Consider the following 24,051-nt stretch of genomic DNA (forward strand, 5'->3'; position numbering starts at 1 on the left):
GTCAATTGGTCTCGGCGTTTGTGTCCGGGGCACGGACGATTATATCAGCGCGACGGTTAGCACCCAGCGCATCCTCTGACTGAATGGAAAAGCGAGGCTGGTAATAGCCCTGGCCAGAGGCGGTCATCTGTGAGCGCGCAACGCCATAATCCGAAACCAGCCTGTCTACAACGGCCTCAGCCCGGCGCACAGACAGCGACTGATTGTAGCCGGGCGCCCCCACCTTCGAGGCATGACCGACAACGGCCAGCTTTGCTTCGGGATTATTGGCCAGCAAGCGACCGATTTCCTCAATAAAATCATCGCTTACAGAGGCAATAGTGGCAGAGTCGTTGGCAAATTCAATAACGCCGGTCCGGATCACTTTCAGTTCAGCCGAAATGGCGCAGCCGTTAAGATCGACCTGAACACCAGCCGGCGTGTCCGGGCACCGGTCTTTGTAGTTGCGCACGCCATCACCGTCGTTGTCCAGCAACAGCTTGACGGAGCTGTCTACGGGCGTCGGAGGACACGCGCTGGCGGTGACTGTCAGCGGTTCCGCACCAAGCTCTTCGAGAGTGGGCAGACCAGTGCGTACCAATCCCAGGGAGGTCACCAGGTGCCCCATACCGGCCTGTACCCGAGCCACCGCCAGACGACTGTCATAAAGCGCGTTCACATAGGCTCGGCTGGCGTCGAAGTACTCGTTTTCTGCGTCCAGCAGATCCAGCAGGGTGCGCTCGCCAATATCGAACTGATCTTTGTACGCGGTACGGACACGGGCGGATGACAGGCGATGATTGTTCAACACCGGAATCTGGGTTTCCAGGTTGCGCACATCGTTAAAGGCAATCTGAATCTGCTGTCGCAGGTCTACACACGACTTGTCCCGCAAGTCCTTGGCAACGTTCACCTGATTGTAGGCGCTGCGAACTCTGGCTCTGTCGGAGCCACCACGGTAAAGGTTCATGCTCAGCTCAATGCCAACCCGGCCGTCTGTCTCTGAATTATCGAAACCCACGTCATCGAATGAACGATGACCATAGCTGGCCACCAGATCCAGACGCGGATGATACCCGGACCGGTTTTCGCGAACATTGGCTTGGGCCGCCTCGATCTCCCGATGGGCTGCACGGAATCCCGGGTTGGCTTCATAGGCAATGGACAGGGTTTCAGCCACAGTCTCTGGCACGACGCCGGCATTCAGTCGCACCTCATCCATCTCCGCAGGCGGCAATTCGCCGACAATGCGCAGGTACCGGGCTTTCACATCGTGCAGATTACTGGCAACAGTCACCAGATTGGACTCCGCCAGCGACAGGCGTCCACTGATCTGCTCCAGGTCCGCCGCCCGAGCTACACCGGCCTCGGCACTGCTACTGACCTGCTCGTAAACGTCCTGGTGGGTTTCCAGGTTCTGACGGGCCAACTCCAGCAACTCCCGCTGGCGTGCCACATCAAGATAGGCGCGAAGCACTTCAAGCGATGTGTCTTCGATGCTCGACAGCAACTCGAAATAGGCTGCCAGCTTCTGCTCTTCAAAGCGCGCAACAGAACTGCTGGTCTGGAAGCCATCGTAGAGCATCTGGGTCAGGGTGATTTCGCCGTTGTAACCATCGTACTCGTCGACCGGCCCATAGTTGCGATGTTCCAGACCGTAGCGGGCTCGCGCGTCAATAGAAGGCAGGTAACCGCCGAAAGCGGCGTCCCGCTCATCCCCTGCGGACAGGAATTGGTGCCAACTGGCACGCACTTCGGGATTAGTCTCAATGGCGGTCTGAACAGCAGAGGTTACACCCGCGCCAACATAGGACTGGTGTTGGACTTCCCGCGACACAGGCGCTTCAGCGTTTTCGTCAGAGGCAGCCTGAACCGGGGACGTTACCCACAGGCAGGTGGCAACGCCCAACATGGTCAGCCCGCAGCTGAACCGATTTAACCTATTAGCCCTGAACAAGATTCCAACCTCCACTTCCCACACGGTGTAATCAACGAGACGCCAAGACAGCGCAATTTTTCAACAGCCACTGAGTACGCATGCCAGTCACAAAAAGTTGCAAACGAACACAATGCTGCCGCAATCTTATACAAATCGTCGAAAAATCCTACTATTTGACAATATTTAATGTTTGTTTACGTTTTTTAACGTGAAACCGTCCCAACCTGTACTGCAGTCCAGTGTGCACCTGTTGCCCGCCACGATAACTTGCCCCTTCATTATTCAAGCTAAGTTCTGTTCGGTTTCACACCGAACACGATTTTCCGATTACAGGCTGCCAGAGAGAGGCCCCCTATGAGCGTCACCATCGCGATTGTTCTGAACACTACCGGAAAAGTCTGGGCGGAAGCTCCGGATGGAAGCCGACGCCTGCTGGAAGCTGGCGATGCCCTGCGCGCTGGCGATATTCTGGTGACCGCAGACAACGCACGGGCCCTGCTCGACTTCGGATACAACAACACCGTCACTGTTGATGGTGGCGTCAGCATTGTCGCTACCGCCGAAATGGCACCCGAGTTCAATCCAGCAGTAGCTGAGTCCAGCGTGTCACAGGACGGTGTGGCTGAGGCTCTGGCCTCTATCGAAGAGGCGCTGGGCAGCGCCATTGAAGATGCCGAAGCACCCGCAGCAGGTCTGGACGGGGGCAGCTCCGGGGGCAGCAGTTCCGTGCGCCTGGCACGCATTGTTGAAGACATAACTCCGGCTGAGCAAAGCCCCAGTTTTGGTTCAGTAGAGCCCGGTCGCCAGCCCGTTGTTAACGAAGGTGCATCAGAGGGCAATGAAACGACCCTGCCTCAGCCTGGCACCATTGCAATCGACAGCGTCTCGCAGGGTTCAGGCGTTACGCCCAACATCACCGCCACCGGTTCAGTCACTAACCTGGTGCAGGGCTCCTCTGTTCAGATCACCCTGACCGATCAGGATGGAAACACCCTGATCCAGACGGTTGTGCCGGGAGTGGACGGCCAGTTCACTGCGGTATTCTCGAATTTCACGGGCATTGTTGACGGCCCGATTTCTATTCAGGTAACCGCTACCGGCGCCGACGGCGTTTCCGTTGCCGATTCTGCCGACAGTACTCTGGATGCCATCTCTGGCGCGCTGGACATCGCCGTTGACAGCATTGACAACGTTGCCCAGACAGTGGCGCTATCGGGTACTGTCGCAGACGTGGCTCCGGGTGAAACCATTTCCATCTCAATCACCGATATTGAGGGCAATGTGGTAAACACCACCGCCACCGTTGGCGCCGACGGCTCCTATTCCGTGTCCGATGTGGATGTCTCTGGCCTGGCCGATGGCACGCTGACCGTCAATGCTTCCGCGACGGACCGCAATGGCAACTCCGTGTCTGACTCCGACACCGCCACCCTGGATGCAACGGCTGGCGGCCTGACCCTCGCCATCGATGACGTCGACAACGCCGCCCAAACCGTGGATCTGTCTGGCACCACGGCGGACGTGGCACCCGGTGAGACGGTCGCCATCAGCATCACGGACATCGATGGCACGGAGGTGACGACCACCGCAACCGTCGCTAACGACGGCTCCTATTCCGTTGCCGATGTGGATGTCTCTGGCCTCGTCGATGGCACCCTGACCATCAACGCCTCAGCGACCGACCGGAACAGCAATTCCGTCTCCGACTCCGAGACCGGCACGCTCGATGCCACTGCGGGCAACCTCTCTTTGGCCATCGACGAGGTCGACAATGCCAGTGAGACTGTTGACCTGTCGGGCACAACTTCAGACGTTGCACCCGGCGAGACGGTAACGATCACGATCACCGATGTGGACGGCACGGTGGTGACTGACACGGCCACGGTAGCAAACGATGGCTCCTACTCCGTATCGGATGTGGATGTGTCTGGCCTCGTCGACGGCACCCTGACGGTGAATGCTTCCGCCACAGATCGGAACGGCAACTCTATCTCCGATTCCGACGCCGATACCCTGGATGCCACGGCTGGCGGCCTGACCTTGGCCATCGACGAGATCGATAACGCCAACGAGACCATCGACCTGTCTGGCACCACGGCGGACGTGGCTCCGGGCGACACCGTTGCCATCGACATCACCGATGTGGACGGCACGGTGGTGACGACCACCGCGACTGTTGCCAATGACGGTTCTTACTCAGTCACTGACGTTGATGTTTCTGGTCTCGTCGATGGCACCCTGACCGTCAATGCTTCCGCGACGGATCGCAATGGCGAGTCCTTGTCTGACTCCGACACCGGCACCCTGGATGCGACCGCAGGCAACTTGACCCTGACCATCGACGATGTCGACAACGCCGCCCAAACCGTGGATCTGTCTGGCACCACGGCGGATGTGGCACCCGGTGAGACGGTCGCCATCAGCATCACGGACATCGATGGCACGGAGGTGACGACCACCGCAACCGTCGCTAACGACGGCTCCTATTCCGTTGCCGATGTGGATGTCTCTGGCCTGGTGGATGGCACCCTGACCATCAACGCCTCAGCGACCGACCGGAACAGCAATTCCGTCTCCGACTCCGAGACCGGCACGCTCGATGCCACAGTGGGCAACCTCACGTTAGCCATCGACAGTGTCGATAATGCCAGTGAGACTCTTGACCTGTCGGGCACAACTTCAGACGTTGCACCCGGCGAGACGGTAACGATCACGATCACCGATGTGGACGGCACGGTGGTGACTGACACGGCCACGGTAGCAAACGATGGCTCCTACTCCGTATCGGATGTGGATGTGTCTGGTCTCGTCGACGGCACCCTGACCGTCAATGCTTCCGCGACGGATCGCAATGGCGAGTCCTTGTCTGACTCCGACACCGGCACCCTGGATGCGACCGCAGGCAACTTGACCCTGACCATCGACGATGTCGACAACGCCGCCCAAACCGTGGATCTGTCTGGCACCACGGCGGATGTGGCACCGGGTGACACCGTCGCGATCAGCATCATGGACGTCAATGGCACGGAGGTGACGACCACGGCCACCGTTGGCGCCGACGGCTCCTATTCCGTGTCCGATGTGGATGTCTCTCGCCTCGCCGATGGCACGCTGACCGTCAATGCTTCCGTCACAGACCGCAATGGCAACTCGGTTTCGGATTCTGAGACCGGCACTCTGGATGCCACCGCGGGCGGCCTGACTCTCGCCATCGACGAGGTCGATAATGCAGCCCAAACCGTTGATATCTCTGGCTCGACAACTGACGTCGCGCCAGCTGACACCGTTGCCATTTCCATTACGGACGTCGATGGCACAGAGGTGACGACCACGGCCACCGTTGGCGCCGACGGCTCCTACTCCGTATCGGATGTGGATGTCTCTGGCCTGGTCGATGGCGACCTCACGTTTACCGCCTCAGCGGCCGACCGGAACGGCAAGTCCGTGTCTGATTCCGACACCGGCACCCTGGATGCAACGGCTGGCGGCCTGACCCTCGCCATCGATGACGTCGACAACACCAACGAGACTGCGGATCTGTCGGGCACAACAACTGATGTCGCGTCAGGTGAGACGGTAACAATCACGATCACGGACGTCGACGGCATGGAGGTGACTACCACCGCTACCGTCGCTAACGACGGCTCCTATTCCGTTGCCGATGTGGACGTGTCCAGCCTGGTGGATGGCGAGCTGACGGTGAATGCTTCCGCCACCGACCGGAACGGCAATTCCGTCTCCGACTCTGATACCGACACTCTGGACGCCACTGCGGGCAACCTCTCTTTGGCCATCGACGAGGTCGACAATGCCAGTGAGACCGTTGACCTGTCGGGCACAACTTCAGATGTTGCACCAGGTGAAACCGTTGCCATTTCCATTACGGATGTCGACGGCACGGAGGTGACGACCACGGCCACCGTTGGCGCCGACGGTTCCTATTCCGTTGCCGATGTGGACGTATCCAGCCTGGTGGATGGCACCCTGACGGTGAATGCTTCCGCCACAGATCGGAACGGCAACTCCATCTCCGATTCCGACGCCGATACCCTGGATGCCACGGCTGGCGGCCTGACTCTCGCCATCGACAATGTCGACAACGCCAGCGAGACCGTGGATCTGTCTGGCACCACGGCGGACGTGGCACCGGGCGAGACGGTCGCCATCACCCTCACGGACGTCGATGGCACGGAGGTGACTACCACCGCTACCGTCGCTAACGACGGCTCCTATTCCGTTGCCGATGTGGATGTCTCCGGCCTCGTCGACGGCACCCTGACCGTCAATGCTTCAGCGGCCGACCGGAACGGCAATTCCGTCTCCGACTCTGATACCGACACTCTGGACGCCACTGCGGGCAACCTCTCTTTGGCCATCGACGAGGTCGACAATGCCAGTGAGACCGTTAACCTGTCGGGCACAACTTCAGATGTTGCACCAGGTGAAACCGTTGCCATTTCCATTACGGATGTCGACGGCACGGAGGTGACGACCACGGCCACCGTTGGCGCCGACGGTTCCTATTCCGTTGCCGATGTGGACGTATCCAGCCTGGTGGATGGCACCCTGACGGTGAATGCTTCCGCCACAGATCGGAACGGCAACTCTATCTCCGATTCCGACGCCGATACCCTGGATGCCACGGCTGGCGGCCTGACCTTGGCCATCGACGAGATCGATAACGCCAACGAGACCATCGACCTGTCTGGCACCACGGCGGACGTGGCACCGGGCGAGACGGTCGCCATCACCCTCACGGACGTCGATGGCACAGAGGTGACGACCACGGCCACCGTTGGCGCCGACGGCTCCTATTCCGTGTCCGATGTGGATGTCTCCAGCCTCGTCGACGGCCCCCTGACCGTCAATGCTTCCGCGACGGATCGCAATGGCGATTCCGTTTCGGATTCTGAAACCGGCACTCTGGATGCCACCGCGGGCGGCCTGACCCTCGCCATCGATGACGTCGACAACACCAACGAGACTGCGGATCTGTCGGGCACAACAACTGATGTCGCGTCAGGTGAGACGGTAACAATCACGATCACGGACGTCGACGGCACGGAGGTGACTACCACCGCAACCGTCGCTAACGACGGCTCCTATTCCGTTGCCGATGTGGATGTCTCTGGCCTCGTCGATGGCACCCTGACCATCAACGCCTCAGCGACCGACCGGAACAGCAATTCCGTCTCCGATTCCGAAACCGGAACCCTGGACGCCACCGCAGGCAATCTCACTTCGGCGATCGACGAGGTCGATAATGCCAGTGAGACTGTTGACCTGTCGGGCACAACTTCAGACGTTGCACCCGGCGAGACGGTAACGATCACGATCACCGATGTGGACGGCACGGTGGTGACTGACACGGCCACGGTGGCAAACGACGGCACCTATGCGGTCTCGGGGGTGGATGTCTCCAGCCTCGTCGACGGTAACCTGACGGTTAACGCTTCAGCGACTGACCGCAACGGCAATTCGGTCTCCGACTCTGAAACTGGCACCTTGAACGCCACCGCGGGCAATCTCACTTTGGCGATCGACGAGGTCGACAATGCTAACGAGACCGTGGATCTGTCCGGCACTTCAACTGACGTCGCACCCGGCGAGACCGTTGCCATCACCATCACCGATGTGGACGGCGCCGTGGTTAACACCACCGCCACCGTCGCCAATGACGGCTCTTACTCAGTCACTGACGCTGATGTTTCTGGTCTCGTCGATGGCACCCTGACCGTCAATGCTTCCGCGACGGATCGCAATGGCGAGTCCTTGTCTGACTCCGACACCGGCACCCTGGATGCGACCGCAGGCAACTTGACCCTGACCATCGACGATGTCGACAACGCCGCCCAAACCGTTGATCTGTCTGGCACCACGGCGGATGTGGCACCGGGAGAAACGGTCGCCATTACCATCACCGACGTAGACGGCACCGTGGTTAACACGACAACCACCGTCGCCAATGACGGCTCTTACTCAGTCACTGACGTTGATGTCTCTGGCCTCGTCGATGGCACCCTGACCATCAACGCCTCAGCGACCGACCGGAACAGCAATTCCGTCTCCGATTCCGAAACCGGCACTCTGGACGCCACTGCGGGCAACCTCTCTTTGGCCATCGACGAGGTCGACAATGCCAGTGAGACCGTTAACCTGTCGGGCACAACTTCAGATGTTGCACCAGGTGAAACCGTTGCCATTTCCATTACGGATGTCGACGGCACGGAGGTGACGACCACGGCCACCGTTGGCGCCGACGGTTCCTATTCCGTTGCCGATGTGGACGTATCCAGCCTGGTGGATGGCACCCTGACGGTGAATGCTTCCGCCACAGATCGGAACGGCAACTCTATCTCCGATTCCGACGCCGATACCCTGGATGCCACGGCTGGCGGCCTGACCTTGGCCATCGACGAGATCGATAACGCCAACGAGACCATCGACCTGTCTGGCACCACGGCGGACGTGGCTCCGGGCGACACCGTTGCCATCGACATCACCGATGTGGACGGCACGGTGGTGACGACCACCGCGACTGTTGCCAATGACGGTTCTTACTCAGTCACTGACGTTGATGTTTCTGGTCTCGTCGATGGCACCCTGACCGTCAATGCTTCCGCGACGGATCGCAATGGCGAGTCCTTGTCTGATTCCGACACCGGAACTCTGGATGCCACCGCAGGCAACTTGACCCTGACCATCGACGATGTCGACAACGCCGCCCAAACCGTGGATCTGTCTGGCACCACGGCGGATGTGGCACCGGGTGACACCGTCGCGATCAGCATCACGGACGTCGATGGCGCAGTTGTGAACACCACCGCCACCATCGCTAACGATGGCTCCTATTCCGTTGCCGATGTGGACGTGTCCAGTCTGGTGGATGGCACCCTGACGGTGAATGCTTCCGCCACCGACCAGAACGGCAATTCCGTCTCCGACTCCGAGACCGGCACGCTCGATGCCACAGTGGGCAACCTAACGTTAGCCATCGACAGTGTCGATAATGCCAGTGAGACTCTTGACCTGTCGGGCACAACTTCAGACGTTGCACCCGGCGAGACGGTAACGATCACGATCACCGATGTGGACGGCACCGTGGTCAACACCACCGCCACCGTCGCTAGCGATGGCTCTTACTCAGTCACTGGCGTTGATGTCTCTGGCCTGATTGATGGCTCGCTGACGGTTAATGCCTCAGCCACCGACCGCAATGACAACTCAGTGTTCGATTCTGAAACCGGTACCCTGGACACAACGGCTGGTGACCTGAACCTGACCATCAATGATGTCGATAACACCGCTCAAACCGTGGATCTGTCTGGCACCACGGCGGACGTGGCACCGGGCGAGACGGTCGCCATCACCCTCACGGACGTCGATGGCACAGAGGTGACGACCACGGCCACCGTTGGCGCCGACGGCTCCTATTCCGTGTCCGATGTGGATGTCTCCAGCCTCGTCGACGGCCCCCTGACCGTCAATGCTTCCGCGACGGATCGCAATGGCGAGTCCTTGTCTGATTCCGACACCGGCACTCTGGATGCCACCGCGGGCGGCCTGACCCTCGCCATCGATGACGTCGACAACACCAACGAGACTGCGGATCTGTCGGGCACAACAACTGATGTCGCGTCAGGTGAGACGGTAACAATCACGATCACGGACGTCGACGGCACGGAGGTGACTACCACCGCTACCGTCGCTAACGACGGCTCCTATTCCGTTGCCGATGTGGACGTGTCCAGCCTGGTGGATGGCGAGCTGACGGTGAATGCTTCCGCCACCGACCGGAACGGCAATTCCGTCTCCGACTCTGATACCGACACTCTGGACGCCACCGCAGGCAACCTCACTTTGGCGATCGACGAGATCGACAACGCCAGCGAGACCATCGACCTGTCTGGCACCACGGCGGACGTAGCTTCGGGCGACACCGTTGCCATCGACATCACCGATGTGGACGGCACGGTGGTGACCGCCACGGCCACGGTGGCAAACGACGGCACCTATGCGGTCTCGGGGGTGGATGTCTCCAGCCTCGTCGACGGTAACCTGACGGTTAACGCTTCAGCGACTGACCGCAACGGCAATTCGGTCTCCGACTCTGAAACTGGCACCTTGAACGCCACCGCGGGCAATCTCACTTTGGCGATCGACGAGGTCGACAATGCTAACGAGACCGTGGATCTGTCCGGCACTTCAACTGACGTCGCACCCGGCGAGACCGTTGCCATCACCATCACCGATGTGGACGGCACCGTGGTTAACACCACCGCCACCGTTGGCGCCGACGGCACCTACTCGGTCTCGGATGTCGATGTCTCTGGCCTGGTGAATGGCACCCTAACCGTTGACGCGTCAGCCACCGACCGAAATGGCAACGCCGTATCCGATATTGAAACGGCGACGCTTGATGTCAATTCCAATCCCGATGCCCAGAACGAGACATACAACGCCCTGCAGATCGACGGCCTGCTCGGTGAGTACTATGCCTATCAACAGGGCTCCGGATCTGATGGAAGCAACCTGTCCAATCTCGCTCAGGTAGAAAACTTTGTAAACTCAAACACCCCGGATGCGACCTTTGTGGGCACCAACGTGGACTACGGCTCAGTCGGCGGAAATCTGGGGAATGAAGGCCGCCTTCAGAGCTTCCTGGGGTCTGACGCATCGTCACTTTCAACAGATCCGGAGAACAGTTCCGACGCCATCATCCGGATGACCGGGGAGCTGAAGCTGTCGCCGGGCACCTACCAGTTCGAGGTGCGCGCCGACGATGGCTATCGTATCGAGGTAAACGGTGAGACCGTGGCCATTGCTGATCGCAATCAGTCGGCCACAACCAGAGCTGGCAGCGAGTTCACGCTATCTGGCGAAGGTCCTCACACGATCGAGATTGTCTATTGGGATCAGGGAGGCCAAGCCGAACTGGGCATAGATATTCGCCCCGCAGGCGGCACCTATGAGGTGTTCGGCAGCAACCACGTGTCTCATACTGGCGAAAATCCAGCGCTTGTCGTGGATGAGAACCAGCCTCTGGATATTGCCCCCAGCGTCTTGTTGGCCAACGACACCGATGCCGACGACGACACGTTGACCATCCAAAGCGTGCAGAATGCCACCAACGGCACAGTATCGATTGATGGCAGCGGCAATGTGGTGTTCACCCCGGATACGGGTTACACCGGGGAAGCCAGCTTCTCGTACACCGTCAGTGATGGGAATGGCGGCACCGATACCGCTACGGCAACCATTAACGTGATGCCAAGTGCCGATGCGCCGACGCTTTCGGTCGCGGATGCAAGCTCATCAAATGCGGGGGCAACGGTCATATCAACGGGCTTGCAGGACACTATCGTTGATCCTGATGATTTCGACTCCGGCGCAGGCCTTACCCAGGCTCAGCTGGAACAGGAACTGGGCGTCGCCAGCGGGTACCTGGACAACCGTTTCGACCCATCGGGACCGGAGGTGACCGATCCCGGCACCGTCGATGTGCTGGATGGCAAGATCACCGGCTCGACGCAGACGCTGTCCTCTGGCATGTCAGTCCAGTGGAGCTATGATTTCATTAACGGCGAAGATCAGACCGGTGAGGTGTCCAATGGATACAACGACCTGGTGGTGCTTGTGGTAACGGCGCCGTCGGGTTCCCGGGAAGCGATCCTGGTCGACTCGTCCGAAAACAAGCTGCCGAAGCAGGTGACCGAGGGCTCCTACAGCTACACCACAACGGAGTCTGGCACCTACCAGTTCCAGTGGATGGTGCTGAACGGCCGGGATGCAAACAAAGACTCATCGCTTGAACTGGGGACGCCCTCGTACACGGTTCCCGGCCTGGCCGGCACCTACGGCACTCCTGTCGCACTGGACATCAACGCCGCGCTTTCCGATCAGGACGGCTCGGAAACCCTGGATATTGTAATCTCGGGTATTCCGGCAGATGGCGCCTTGTCGGCAGGTACCAAAAACGCCGATGGCACCTGGTCACTGACTACCGGTGAGCTTGAGAACCTGTTCCTGCTGCCCGCAGAAGGCTACAGCGGTGACCTGGGCTTAAACGTTACTGCCACATCTACCGAAACCTCGAACGGATCTCAGGCATCGGTGACTGAAAACGTCACGGTAAGCGTTGACCAGACCGAAGAAACCGTCGGTGGCACCGGCTCGGATGACACCCTCGCTGGTGGCGCAACCGATGACCTGGTCCGGGGGTATGCGGGCAACGACAGCCTTGAGGGCAATGCAGGCAATGACGTGCTGCAGGGCGGCATTGGTAACGACACGCTGACCGGTGGCGAAGGCAGTGATGTGCTTACCGGTGGCTTCGGTGCCGATGTATTCCGTTGGGAGCTGGGCGACGAAGATGCGGCCGATGCTCCGCGCGATCTGGTGACTGACTTCACCATCGACGGCACCAACGGCTATACCGGTACCGGCGAAGGTGACCAACTGGCTCTGGACGATCTGCTTCAGGATGCCACGGCAGCAACCGTGACCGATTTCCTGATGGCCCAGGAGGAAAACGGCGACACGGTGTTGTATGTAAACAAGGATGGCGCGCTGGCAGACAGCGCAGACAATGCCCAGCAGTCCATTCTGCTAAGCGGCGTATCCATGGACGGGCAAACCTCAGAGCAGTTTATCGATACCCTGGTGAACAACGGGCAGATCAAGATCGAGTAAGTGCTGGGCGAACCAGTCACCGGAGCAGCAAGTGCCCCGGTGACTGCACTCATGCCGCGGGTTTCAGTCCGTCAGGCTGAGAACCACGAGGCGGTCACCTGGTTGCAGGTCCAGATACTCACGCCGTGGCGGATTCAAATGCAGGTGACGTCCCTGGGCGTCGGCCTGTTGCCGGAACACGCCCAGTGCAATTTCGCCCTCATCGGCCAGAATGCGTTCCAGCAAATGGAAATCGACGCTGCCCGGTAGCGGGTAATCCCCGGGATCTCTGAACTGGATTTCTGCGCCCCCCACCGTAAACAACTCATCCAGCACCACTCTCAGCTCACGGCGCAACGCGACCTGGGCCAGGATATGGCTGAGAATCATCGGACTGATCAGCATCTCGCTGCGGTGTTCGTACAACAATGGCCGATTGTCCGGGTCACTGAGTTCAAGAATAAGGTGCGGACGGCGTGCTTTCTCCATCAGAATATCTTCGAGCTGCAGGTAACCGACCATCGCCCGGGCATCGGCTTCCTCCCCTGAGGCCAGACGATCACTGCTCAACAGAATCACTGAATCGTAGGAAGACGGATCAAGCCGCCGCAGTTCTCCCTCCACCATATAATCCGCTTCTACATGATGGCAGTTCACCGTTGATTGATTGCCCACATAGCGGGAAATCGCCAATGACCGTTCCGCAGCGGGCACTACCGAGACCAGATCCAGCGAATAAGACTGATGGCTGTAACTTCCGAATTCCGCCACCAGACCGGGCACGCGCCGGTTCCAGCCAAGCACGAGCACCCGCTTTTCAAGGCCAGCACCGCTGCGAACAGCCACCCTGGGCTGAAGCCGATCGATCGGGGGCAATGACGGCCATTTCGCATTCGGTTCGGTTTCTGAATACTCCCTGGCCATCATAATCACCCGGTCATTCGCTTCGATCCGCGTGGCGGAAGGCACAATCAGCCGGACATCCCAGCCTTTACCAACCGGGCGCAGTAAACCCAGAACAACCACATTCGGCCGTTCCGACGCCAGTTCCGCCAGCGACAGGCCCGCAATCGATTCACCACCCCGAACATAGATGCTGTTGCCGTCTGAACCTGTCAGCAGTTCGTTGTAGACCTCCGACAACCCGGGGTGAATGATATTCTGAACAATCAGCGAGTTGATCGAGGCATCACCGGCAACCACTTCCACCTCACCGGGATACGCTCTCTCGATAACCGGGAGTTTGCGGACGTCCTGGATCTCAGCCACGACGAACGGCAAAGAGGACTGAAAGTGTCTGGCCTGGGCGGCAATGGAAAGCAGCGCCTTGACCGTTTCCACGTCCGATGTCACCAGGCTGCCAGCCTCGTGGGCCGCACTGGGGACGATCACGGCTGCAGCATCCAGACAGGCAACCCGGTGCAGAGCATCCGGCTGGATCGCCGAGCCTGAACGCAGGATGATCTGGCGGGCTCTGCGGGCGATTCCCGGCTCACTGCGCAGCTCATGCACCTGGGCCGCAGAGGCCTCTTCCGACAACACAACAAGGTTCAGTTTCTGGGCGTCGTGCTTCTCCAGGAAACGTCGCATGCGGCCACTGGAGCCCAGCAATTCAGAGAGCAGCGGCAGAGTCTGGCTAGTCCAGCCCAACACCACCACATGGTTTTTGAGAGTCACCGGCGTAAGGCCCCGCTCTAGATCGGCCATCTTGGCAATCAGCCAGCGGGTCAGGATGGCCACCAGGGTACCCATGAACACCACATAGCCGCTGATGGTCAGCAGGGTTGAGACAAAGCGCTGCCAGGTCCCTACGTCGTCGCCCAGGTAACCGGGGTCGGTGAGCCTCAGGAAAGCCCACCAGATGGCCGAGCCCGGCTCCTCGAACCCGCCCTGGGGAACGACCAGGAGGCCACCGATCAGCGAGATCAGGCCGATAAAGATACCAACGACAAGAAGCTGAAACCCCGCCCCCTTCACGAGTTGGCGCTCCAGCACAAATTTCGCTCGGTCGATCAGCCGGAAAGGCAGCATGGCATTCCTCTTTTTGGAAGTATTCTCATCGCCTAAGGGTAAACCATCCTGAGACTTTAAGAATCAATGTTTTATCTGGAGGGCTTTTCAGATTCACACGCGGGTAGGCTGATCAGGCGCAAGGCTTCTTCCAGGGAGGGCGTATAGCGGCTAACACCAGGCACTGGCGCGACACCGGCGCGAGCAAGGGTTTTCAACGGCTGGAACTGTAGATCGGCAATGACGATTTGTGTGCCGTCCCGTTCACAGGTGGCAATCAGTTTGTTCAGTGCAGACAGCCCGCCGGCATCGAGGATCGTGACGCCGTCCATATACAGGATGAAGCCGCGGGCATTGCGGGAGAGCGCCGCCAGCTCGCCGAAAATCCGGTCGGCGGCGGCAAAGAACAGGGGCCCGTTAATTTTGAAGACCTGCCAGCCCTCGGGCAGTCGGACGTCAGCAATCCGTTTGCTCAGGGTGATATCCGTGACTCTGGTCATTTGCGCCATTTCCCGCATGAAAAGGACTGCCGCCAGCAAAACGCCGGTGGTAATGGCAATCACCATGTCCAGCAATACCGTGAGCGAAAAACAGGTGAGAAACACCAGGATGTCACTGCGCGGCGCCGTTTTTAGCAGATGCAGCGACTTGGGCGCCTCACTCATGTTCCAGGCCACCATCATCAGCAGGGCCGCCATGGCCGGCATGGGCAAATAGGCCAGAAGGCCCGCCAGCGAAACCAGGGCGAGTAGCACCACCAGGGAATGAACCATTGCGGATACCGGTGACTCGGCGCCGGCCCGGTAGTTGGCCGCCGAGCGGGCGATGGCGGCCGTGGCGGTAATGCCGCCGAAAAACGGCGTGATGATGTTGCCAAGGCCCTGCCCCATGAGCTCGCTGTTGGCGCTGTGGCGTTTGCCAGTCATGCCATCAAGCACCACGGCGCACAGGAGAGACTCGATGGCCCCAAGCATGGCAATGGCAAAAGCTGCCGGCAGCAGATCCCGGACCAGCGACCATGACAGCCCGATCGGCTCGCCCGATGCCCCCGCCCGTTGCCAGGGCCAGGTAAATTCCGGCAGGAAAGGCGGGATACCCGCCCCCACCGAACCATCCGGCAACAGATAGGAAAACCTTGAGCCGATGGTTTCAACAGCAGCGCCCTGGGCATTCAACCACAGCGCCAGAAGACTCCCGATCACCACGGCCGGCAGGTGGGGTGGCACCGGGGTTTTCAGCCTTGGCCAGAGCAACATGCAGGTGAGAGTAACACCCGCCACGAGCGTGCTCATGCCATCAAACTCCGGCAGCGCGCCGGCCAGCACTGCAAGCTTGTCCCAGTAGTGTTCGGGCATTTCGCCAACCGGCAGGCCCAGGAAGTCCCGGATCTGCAGAGTGGCAATCACCACCGCAATGCCGCCGGTGAAGCCCAGGGTGACAGACTCGGGAATGTATTCGATGAAGCGGCCCAGGCGCATCAGGGCCATGAGAATCAGCAGAACGCCGGACATCAAAGTGGCCAGCAACAGACCACCCAGGCCATAGCTCTGGGCGATGGGGTACAGAATAACGACGAAGGCGGCCGTGGGGCCGGAGATACTGAACCGGCTGCCGCCAGTCAGGGCGATCACAAATCCGGCAATAATAGCGGTATAGAGCCCATATTGCGGCGCAACACCGCTGGCAATCGCCAGCGCCATGGCCAGTGGTATGGCGATAATGCCCACCGTCACACCGGCCATCAGGTCGCGCAGGAAACGGCGCCCCCGATAGGGTTCATCAATGCAGGCTTCCCGGAATGCGTGAGCCATCCGGAGTGAGAACAGGTGGGCGCGATGCGGCATGAAAGGCTCGTTAATTGCAACTTTTAACGACTAATTATATGCTCATTATATCTACATTCAATGTTAATACGGTTAACATCATCGAAAGCCACCCGAGGTAAAGAAAAACCCAATGGAAAACCGCACTGCCCGCCTGACGTTGCTGATCGATCCCGAGAAAAAGGCCGCCTTTGAAGAACTGTGCAAGCAGGAAGATGTGACGCCATCCCAGAAAGTGCGCCAGTTCATTCGGGAATACGTGGAAGAAAGACTGGGATCGGACTGGCGCGAAGATCGTAAAAAGAAATCCTGACGGGGTTCATTACGTAAAGACTATGATGAAACCTATCGCGCCAATCCTGCTGTTTGCCACTTTGTCTGTTATGAACGGATGCACTGCCATGCCTTCATCGAAAGCCCCCGACACGCTGAATTCGGCACCGCAAACCCAGTACGATGCCCTGCTCGTAAACCCGGCAAACAAGACCGCGCTGACTCCGGAAGAACTGGCGCAGCAACTAGCCGACGTCGATGTTGTGGTTGTCGGGGAATACCACGGGCACCATGGCTCACACCTTCTGCAATCCCGGCTTCAGAGCGCCCTGTTTCGGCTGCGGCCGGAGCAGATTCTCAGCATGGAGCAGTTCAACCTGGATCGTCAGGACGAACTGAACCGTTATCTGCGGGGAGAGACGGGCGAAACCGAAATGATCGAAGACGCCGAAGCCTGGGACAATTACCGTGCCTCCTATCGTCCATTGGTGGAGTTTGCACGCCGGCACGACCTTCCGGTGATCGCGTCCAATGCGCCGGCCGACGTGGTCCGCTGCGTTGGCCGCAAGGGCCCGGGCTATCTCGACCGTATTTCAGACACCTTGAGACAGAAATTACCCGCCAAACCCTTCATGGACACCCCGGAATACCGGGAAAAGTTCATGGCGGCCATCGGTGCAAGCCACCAGGCAGACGACACCATGAGCGAGCGGATGGACAACACCTACAAGGCCCAGTTGCTCAGGGACAACGCCATGGCAACACGTATTCTTCAGGCGCGGACAGAGCACCCGGAGCACCAGGTACTGCACGTGACTGGCACCTTTCACAGTGAAAATGGCCTGGGCACCGTGGCGCTTCTGAAACAGCGCGCGCCTGAAATCTCGGTCGCCATCGTAAGCCCGGCTTTCTGGCCTTGGGACGTCAACGAAGCGCCCCTGGAGAATAATCGCGCCAAGGGTGATTTCATCTACTTTATCCAGCCTCTGCCCGACGAATTCCGGGACGCCCAGCGGGAACGTGAGGCGATGACAGCCCGCTTTCGCCGCTCGACCGACAAAAGCTGTGACTGAAACGGCCGGCTACCGGCCTGACAGGCCCGATTCCAACTCAAGTGCCTGTTCAAACACCTTCCGGTCCTCGTCGCTGAACAGCACAAACCGGACAAGGCGAACAGAGTTGAGCTCCGCCAGCGTGTCAGACACCGCCTTCATGGCCACTGCCGCCGCATCCTGCAGTGGATAGCCGTAAACCCCGGTGGAGATGGCAGGAAAAGCGATGGACGTCAGCTTATGCCGATCTGCCAGCAACAGGGCATTTCTGAAACACTCAGCCAGCAAACGGTCGGATGGCTCGTCGACCCCGTAAACCGGCCCCAGACAGTGGATTACGTGTTGGTTTGGCAGCTCGTGAGCCGAGCTGATGACTGCCTGCCCCGGCCTGATCGGCGCCAGAGCCCGGCACTCCTCTGCCAGCCCCGGTCCGGCGGCGCTGTGTATGGCGCCTGCCACGCCACTCCCTGGCAAAAGTTCGGCGTTGGCGGCATTGACGATCACATCCATATCCTGCTGTTCAGCAATGTTTCCTCTGATGCACTCAACTTTCACAACCGTCATGTTTCCTTCCTTTTCGCTTGGGGCGTGAAACGCTAATCTTGACCATGACCTCAGGATAGCAGCCAGACACCGGACGCTTTCCGGAACATTCCGGTGACGTAATACAGGGACACCCCATGAAACTTTTTGCCTCAGTGATTCTCGGCGTCAGTGCCATCATTTCTGCCGCCCTGATTGGCAATGGCCTGACCGATCTGCGCACAGGCGACCGCTACGTGACCGTTAAAGGTGTGGCTGAACGGGAAGTGAATGCCGATCTGGCCCTGTGGCCGATCCGCTTTCTCGCCACCGGTGCGTCCCTGAGTGAAGCCCAGGAAAGAGCCAGAAGCAGCCGGGACGCGATCATGGCGTTCCTCAAACTGCAGGCCATTGACCAGAACGCGGTCGAACTCCAGCGCCTGGATGTCACCGATACCCGGGCCAACCCCTACCAGGCCAACAACGGAGAGCAGAAGTTCATCATCAGCCAGACGCTGATGGTACGCAGTACTGACATCGACCGAATCCGGCAGGCAGCCCAGGGTGTCAGTGAACTGGTGGACTCCGGAGTGGTGCTGTCTTCGGACTACGGCCCGCCCGGCCCGACGTACGTATTTAACGGGCTCAACGACATCAAGCCGGAGATGATTGCCGAGGCAACGGCATCGGCCCGGGAAGCTGCCGACCAGTTCGCCCAGGATGCGAAAGCGGAACTCGGGGGGCTGCGACGCGCCAATCAGGGCGTTTTCCAGATTCTGGCCCGGGATCAGGCGCCGGGCATAATGGAGCAGCAACAGCCGGTAAAAACCGTCCGGGTAGTCTCAACCGTCGAATATTACCTTCGATAATTCGGCCGCCTACTGCGTGGCCACCATTTCATCGGTCACCTGATATTCACCCGCCAGCCAGCGCAGAATCTCGTTGGCTGCAGGGTGGTCAAAGGCATCGTAGGTGTGCTGAAGGCTCTGGCGCTTTTCATCACTGATCCGGCCCAGGCCAGCGTCCTGCAGCACCAGTAAATCCGCATGCAGCTGCGCTGCCAACTCCCTGCCCAGCACCTCGCGGGCGACATGACGGAACGCCTGGCCATACTGATAGGAGGGCCCCAGGCGATAGGACTCCGCCAGCGTGATAGCCGGGATGGCCGTCAGCGTTGGCTGCAGGGCCGGATTGATACCATGACCGGCAAGGTGCGCCGCGTTGGCCGCCGGTCGCCCGGTGAAGGCTCGCAGGTGCAAATGTTGCGACATCCGGTCGCCGTCGTTGACCGGGTAGTTGTCCCAGAGCACCGGCTTACGGCCAAGCAGGTCTCCGACACGTTTCAGATGGCCGGGTGAAACTTCCCGGGAACACACTTCCTCTCCGGTCCAGAACACGTTCACCGAGTGGTCCAGCTTGCGCCCGAGCGTCTCCAGATAATCCGCCGGACGCTCCCCGAACACGCGGTCGAGAACCGGATCATCGGAATAATAGCTGGGACAGACACTCAGCTGTTTGATCGAGGTGCGGTCACGAACCCAGTGCACAATGTCCGCCTGGGTACGGGCAAGGTCCGGAGTGTCTGAACGCATGTCATCGAACAGAATCGCCAGCTCATCTATCCCGATACGCTCCAGCAGGGCGAGTTTTTCTGCCAGCGCCGCCCTGGCCTCGTCGTCAAACCGGTTGAACACCTCGAACGGACTCAGGCCGACACCAAAACGAACGCCTTCGCTACGGCAAAAGCGCGAGAAATCGGCCAGCTCCGCGGCCATCGCCGGCGGGTGCGGCTGCTGCCACTTCCGACGCAGAAAAACATCCGCCTTCGGGGCATAGAGATAAAATCCGTAACCATGGGGCGCCAGGGTGCGAACCAGTTGCCGCCGCTCCTGCCAGGTCCACATGGGGCCGTAAAATCCTTCAATGATGCCGAGTGTCGTTGCCATGGCCGATTTCCGCTCCGCTGGTTCCCGGGCCCGGTTCAGGTACCCTGTAACCTCCAAGTTTGACTAGACTTACCGGTAAAGCCAACTACAACCGAACTGCCCGACAAGGAGCAACTCAATGGAAATAAAAACGTTCGAGGATCTCATCGAATGGACGAGGCAACTGCACGCGCATCTTGCAAGGTGCCTGAAAGAGTCCGCCAAGCTCAACAACGACGAGCGAGCCAGCGCCCTCCTCGACTACCTGTCCAGCCACGAAACCATTCTCGAGAAAGCCGTACGGGAATTCGAGAAACAGGCTGATCCGAAGGCTCTCAATACCCGCATGTACGACTACCTGAACCACAAACCAATTAGGGCCAGTGCTGACTCCTACACGCACTACGCGTCAATGAGCTTTCAGGATATTGCCAGGGAAATCTTCCAGTTCCACGACCAGGTGATGGATCTCTACGATTCCCTGATTGGCAAGGCAGAGATTCCCGAGGCCAAGGCCTTGCTTGAGGATCTGCTTTCCCTCGAAGAGCACGAGGCCATGCGACTGTCGAGCCAGATCAGCCGCATGGACGACATCTGATCCGCCGTACGACCAAGGTCGTACACCAAGCGGTTTTTGATTTCGTTTGTTAACGATAATTGCTAACGTGAACTAGCATTAAGACTGATTTTCCCCAAAAGGGGAGACGCTCGACCCACAAAAAAGATAAGAGGATAGAAGAGCAATGAAGATCCGTTCTGTTCTTTCCGCGGCTGTGCTGGCTGTGGCAACAACCTTTGCCTCCTCGCAGGCGCTCGCCCAAGATACCTTCACACTCCGCCTTGCAGAAACCTGGGGGCCAAACTTCCCTATTTTCGGTGACACCACCAAGCGCTTTTCCGAAACCGTCGAGAAAATGTCTGACGGACGCCTGAAAGTCCGTATCGATTCTTCAAACAAACACAAAGCGCCCCTTGGCATCTTCGATATGGTCAAGGCTGGCCAGTACGACATGGGCCACTCCGCTTCCTACTACTGGAAGGGCAAGGTTCCAGAGACCCTGTTCTTCACCAGCATGCCGTTCGGCATGAACGCCATGGAGCAGTACGCCTGGTTCTACCACGGCGGCGGCATGGAGCTGATGCAGGAGGTTTACGAGCCCCACAACATGCTGTCGTTCCCGGGCGGTAACACCGGCGTCCAGATGGGCGGCTGGTTCCGCGAGGAAATCAACTCACTGGAAGACCTTCAGGGCCTCAAGATGCGCATCCCCGGGTTCGCCGGTGAAGTATTCGCAGAAGTTGGCGTTAACCCGACTAACATCGCTCCGGGCGAGCTGTACACAGCCCTCGAGCGCAACACTATCGACGCCGTCGAGTGGGTGGGTCCGGCACTGGATCTGCGTCTTGGTTTCCAGCAAATTGCCGACTACTACTACACCGGCTGGCATGAGCCTGCGACCGAGCTTCAGTTCCTTGTGAACAAGCGGGTTTGGGAAAAGCTTCCGGCAGACCTGCAGGAAATCATGCGTGTTGCCATGCGCACGGCTTCCTACGATATGCTGGTTCACTCCCAGCACGCCAATGCAGAAGCCTGGGCTAACATTCGCGAAGAGCATCCGAATGTCCAGATCAAGCGTTTCCCGGACGATATCTTTGACGCGATGTACGCGGCCAATAACAAACTGCTTGATGAAGCAGCGGCCGAAAGCGACATGGCCGCCAAGATCATCGAGTCCCAGCACGACTATCTTGAGAAGAGCCGCGCTTACACCAACATTTCTGAGCGTGCCTACCTCAACACCATGGCCGAAGTCGAGTAAGATATAGGCTGTAACGGAGCCGGGATCGCTCTATGAGTGATCCCGGTTTTGTCGTTTATAGCAACGGATAAAAGCGCCAGTCCGTCTGGCGGGGGATCATCAATGCGGTGGATTATCAAACTGGACGACGGGCTTGCCCGGCTGTCTATCTTCTGTGGCTGGGTTGCCTGTGTCGCGATGATACTGATGGCAGCCAACGTCTTTTACGACGTAGTGGCCCGATACGCTTTTAACAACGTTTCAATCGGCATGCAGGAAATGGAGTGGCACCTCTATTCTGTGGTGTTCCTGCTGGGTATTCCCTACGCATTGCGCACGGATGGTCATGTTCGGGTCGACGTTTTCTACACCCGGTGGAGCAATAAAACCAAGGCCTGGATCAACCTGTTGGGTGCAGTCATTTTTGTTATTCCCTTTGCCTACCTGATCGGCATTTATGGTTACGATTTTGCCGTGGACTCTTACAGCATGGGCGAAGGCAGTGGCGATCCTGGCGGTTTGCCCCACCGCTGGATCATCAAATCCGTTATTCCCATCAGTGCAGTTTTCACCGGTATTGCCGGCCTGAACATGGTTACATACGCGATCCGGGTCATGTCCGGGGAGAAAGCGTATGCGGGTGAGCACAGCGCAGGAGGCCTCGCATGATCGGTATGATTATGTTCGGTGTGGCCCTGCTGATGCTGATGCTGGGCTTCCCGGTTGCATTCACCTTCGGTGGCGTTGCGCTGTTTTTCGGAATTTTCGCCGAGGGCATGGATCTCTTTGCCTTTATGCCCTATCGCATCATGAGCGTGATGCAGAACACCGTTCTGATGGCAGTACCGCTGTTTATCTTCATGGGCGTGGTGCTCCAACGCACCAGGCTGGCGGAACAACTTCTGACCTCCATGGGCCGTCTGTTCGGTGGCCTGCCCGGTGGCCTGGCTATCTCGACGATTCTGGTCGGTGCACTGCTGGCCGCCTCTACCGGTGTTGTAGGCGCCAGCGTGGTTGCCATGGGTCTGATCTCGCTGCCGGTCATGCTGGCGCATAAATACGACAAGAGACTGGCCACCGGTACCATCTGTGCGTCCGGCACCCTCGGTCAGATCGTGCCGCCATCCATCATCCTTATTATTCTGGGCGATGTCCTTGGCCTTCCGGTTGGGGATCTGTTCAAGGCCGCGGTCTGGCCCGGCGTTGTGTTGGTGGGGCTTTACATCATCTACATCCTGGTGCTGACCAGACTGAAACCTGAAACCGCGCCGGCCATGCCGGATGAGCCAGGCGTGTCCCGTAAAAAGGAAGTCTTCAATGCGCTGTTGGCGATCATCCCGCCGCTGGCACTGATTGTGGTGGTTCTGGGCTCGATCTTCACCGGCATTGCCACGCCAACCGAGTCATCCGCTCTTGGCGGGGTTGGCGCCGTGGTTCTGGCCATCATCTACCGCCAGTTTTCCTTCAAGATGGTATGGGATGCATCCAAGGATACTGTGAAGGTGACCGCCATGGTCTTCGCGATCCTGATCGGTGCAACAGCCTTCTCCATGGTGTTCAGCTACACCGGCGGCGACTACCTGCTGGAAGAGTGGCTGCTCCAGCTGCCCGGCGAAAAGTGGGGCTTCATCATTCTGGCCATGGTGGTCATTCTGGTACTGGGTTTCTTCATCGACTTCGTTGAAATCTCTTTCATCATCGTGCCGATCCTTGCCCCGGTGGCGGAAGCTATGGGCATCAACATGCTCTGGTTCGCCATCCTGATTGCCATGAACCTGCAAACGAGCTTCCTGACGCCACCGTTCGGGTTCTCGTTGTTCTACCTCAAAGGCGTCGCACCGCCGGGAGTGCGAACGACCGATATTTATAAAGGCGTACTGCCCTTCATCCTGATACAGATGTTCGTGTTGGCGCTGATTGTGATTTTCCCTGAGTGGTTTGGTATGAGCTCCTCATACTGACCCGAATAATGCCGGGCCCCTGGGCCCGGCATTTTTTTATCCGCCTATTTTCGCTCTTCGCTATCCTTCCAATAGTTTTCCTCTATTTTCAGCCAAC

At 58.9% G+C, this 24,051-nt stretch carries 13 protein-coding genes; 8 read left to right on the forward strand and 5 right to left on the reverse strand.

Annotation, left to right across the window (positions count from 1 at the left end; all coding sequences use genetic code 11):
* Window position 1: 1 nt before the first annotated feature.
* Window positions 2–1,891: a TolC family outer membrane protein gene (locus tag AC5JQH_RS07430; protein ID WP_493805437.1), complete on the reverse strand. Its 1,890-nt coding sequence runs from the start codon at window positions 1,889–1,891 to the stop codon at window positions 2–4.
* Window positions 1,892–2,272: 381 nt separating this feature from the next.
* Here AC5JQH_RS07430 and AC5JQH_RS07435 point away from each other — a divergent pair, with 381 nt between their 5' ends.
* Window positions 2,273–12,610, forward strand: coding sequence for a beta strand repeat-containing protein (locus tag AC5JQH_RS07435; RefSeq protein ID WP_493805438.1), 10,338 nt, complete (start codon window positions 2,273–2,275; stop codon window positions 12,608–12,610).
* Between the two features lie 63 nt (window positions 12,611–12,673).
* Here AC5JQH_RS07435 and AC5JQH_RS07440 read toward each other — a convergent pair whose 3' ends face one another.
* Window positions 12,674–14,620, reverse strand: a complete 1,947-nt coding sequence (locus AC5JQH_RS07440) for a potassium channel family protein (RefSeq protein WP_493805439.1) — start codon at window positions 14,618–14,620, stop codon at window positions 12,674–12,676.
* Between the two features lie 71 nt (window positions 14,621–14,691).
* On the reverse strand, window positions 14,692–16,443 hold the full coding sequence (gene dauA / locus AC5JQH_RS07445) for a C4-dicarboxylic acid transporter DauA (protein WP_493805440.1): 1,752 nt from the start codon (window positions 16,441–16,443) through the stop codon (window positions 14,692–14,694).
* Between the two features lie 112 nt (window positions 16,444–16,555).
* Here dauA and AC5JQH_RS07450 point away from each other — a divergent pair, with 112 nt between their 5' ends.
* On the forward strand, window positions 16,556–16,735 hold the full coding sequence (locus AC5JQH_RS07450) for a hypothetical protein (RefSeq protein ID WP_008173301.1): 180 nt from the start codon (window positions 16,556–16,558) through the stop codon (window positions 16,733–16,735).
* 88 nt (window positions 16,736–16,823) lie between these two features.
* Window positions 16,824–17,768 carry a ChaN family lipoprotein gene (locus AC5JQH_RS07455; RefSeq protein WP_008173303.1) on the forward strand — a complete coding sequence of 315 codons (945 nt, stop codon included), beginning with the start codon at window positions 16,824–16,826 and terminating at the stop codon, window positions 17,766–17,768.
* Window positions 17,769–17,777: 9 nt separating this feature from the next.
* On the opposite strand, the gene AC5JQH_RS07460 is transcribed toward AC5JQH_RS07455, so the two are convergent.
* Complete coding sequence (locus AC5JQH_RS07460; protein WP_493791184.1) at window positions 17,778–18,311, reverse strand: macro domain-containing protein; 534 nt, start codon at window positions 18,309–18,311, stop codon at window positions 17,778–17,780.
* 116 nt (window positions 18,312–18,427) lie between these two features.
* Between AC5JQH_RS07460 and AC5JQH_RS07465 the strand changes: the two genes are divergently transcribed.
* A complete protein-coding gene (locus AC5JQH_RS07465) occupies window positions 18,428–19,138 on the forward strand; it encodes an SIMPL domain-containing protein (protein WP_008173307.1) in 711 nt (236 codons plus the stop codon).
* 9 nt (window positions 19,139–19,147) lie between these two features.
* On the opposite strand, the gene AC5JQH_RS07470 is transcribed toward AC5JQH_RS07465, so the two are convergent.
* The gene (locus tag AC5JQH_RS07470) at window positions 19,148–20,215 is read right to left on the reverse strand and encodes a beta-N-acetylglucosaminidase domain-containing protein (protein ID WP_493791183.1); all 1,068 of its coding nucleotides are present in this window, start codon (window positions 20,213–20,215) and stop codon (window positions 19,148–19,150) included.
* Window positions 20,216–20,333: 118 nt separating this feature from the next.
* Between AC5JQH_RS07470 and AC5JQH_RS07475 the strand changes: the two genes are divergently transcribed.
* The 4 genes from AC5JQH_RS07475 to AC5JQH_RS07490 all read left to right on the forward strand — a co-directional run bounded on the left by AC5JQH_RS07475 (window position 20,334) and on the right by AC5JQH_RS07490 (window position 23,954).
* Window positions 20,334–20,792, forward strand: a complete 459-nt coding sequence (locus AC5JQH_RS07475; protein ID WP_008173312.1) for a hypothetical protein — start codon at window positions 20,334–20,336, stop codon at window positions 20,790–20,792.
* 145 nt (window positions 20,793–20,937) lie between these two features.
* Window positions 20,938–22,014 (forward strand): TRAP transporter substrate-binding protein, encoded by a 1,077-nt coding sequence (locus AC5JQH_RS07480; RefSeq protein ID WP_493805441.1) that lies wholly within the window; start codon window positions 20,938–20,940, stop codon window positions 22,012–22,014.
* Window positions 22,015–22,116: 102 nt separating this feature from the next.
* Window positions 22,117–22,662, forward strand: a complete 546-nt coding sequence (locus tag AC5JQH_RS07485) for a TRAP transporter small permease subunit (protein WP_482931074.1) — start codon at window positions 22,117–22,119, stop codon at window positions 22,660–22,662.
* Window positions 22,659–23,954, forward strand: a complete 1,296-nt coding sequence (locus AC5JQH_RS07490) for a TRAP transporter large permease (protein WP_053113144.1) — start codon at window positions 22,659–22,661, stop codon at window positions 23,952–23,954. Before AC5JQH_RS07485 ends, AC5JQH_RS07490 begins: the two co-directional genes overlap by 4 nt.
* Window positions 23,955–24,051: the final 97 nt, after the last annotated feature.

Source organism: Marinobacter sp. H13, assembly GCF_059072335.1.

Coding starts and splice junctions, on each gene's coding strand:
- AC5JQH_RS07430 (WP_493805437.1), bottom strand. CDS start 1,891: ATGTTGGGCGTTGCCACCTGCCTGTGGGTAACGTCCCCGGTTCAGGCT.
- AC5JQH_RS07435 (WP_493805438.1), top strand. CDS start 2,273: ATGAGCGTCACCATCGCGATTGTTCTGAACACTACCGGAAAAGTCTGG.
- AC5JQH_RS07440 (WP_493805439.1), bottom strand. CDS start 14,620: ATGCTGCCTTTCCGGCTGATCGACCGAGCGAAATTTGTGCTGGAGCGC.
- dauA (WP_493805440.1), bottom strand. CDS start 16,443: ATGCCGCATCGCGCCCACCTGTTCTCACTCCGGATGGCTCACGCATTC.
- AC5JQH_RS07450 (WP_008173301.1), top strand. CDS start 16,556: ATGGAAAACCGCACTGCCCGCCTGACGTTGCTGATCGATCCCGAGAAA.
- AC5JQH_RS07455 (WP_008173303.1), top strand. CDS start 16,824: ATGCCTTCATCGAAAGCCCCCGACACGCTGAATTCGGCACCGCAAACC.
- AC5JQH_RS07460 (WP_493791184.1), bottom strand. CDS start 18,311: ATGACGGTTGTGAAAGTTGAGTGCATCAGAGGAAACATTGCTGAACAG.
- AC5JQH_RS07465 (WP_008173307.1), top strand. CDS start 18,428: ATGAAACTTTTTGCCTCAGTGATTCTCGGCGTCAGTGCCATCATTTCT.
- AC5JQH_RS07470 (WP_493791183.1), bottom strand. CDS start 20,215: ATGGCAACGACACTCGGCATCATTGAAGGATTTTACGGCCCCATGTGG.
- AC5JQH_RS07475 (WP_008173312.1), top strand. CDS start 20,334: ATGGAAATAAAAACGTTCGAGGATCTCATCGAATGGACGAGGCAACTG.
- AC5JQH_RS07480 (WP_493805441.1), top strand. CDS start 20,938: ATGAAGATCCGTTCTGTTCTTTCCGCGGCTGTGCTGGCTGTGGCAACA.
- AC5JQH_RS07485 (WP_482931074.1), top strand. CDS start 22,117: ATGCGGTGGATTATCAAACTGGACGACGGGCTTGCCCGGCTGTCTATC.
- AC5JQH_RS07490 (WP_053113144.1), top strand. CDS start 22,659: ATGATCGGTATGATTATGTTCGGTGTGGCCCTGCTGATGCTGATGCTG.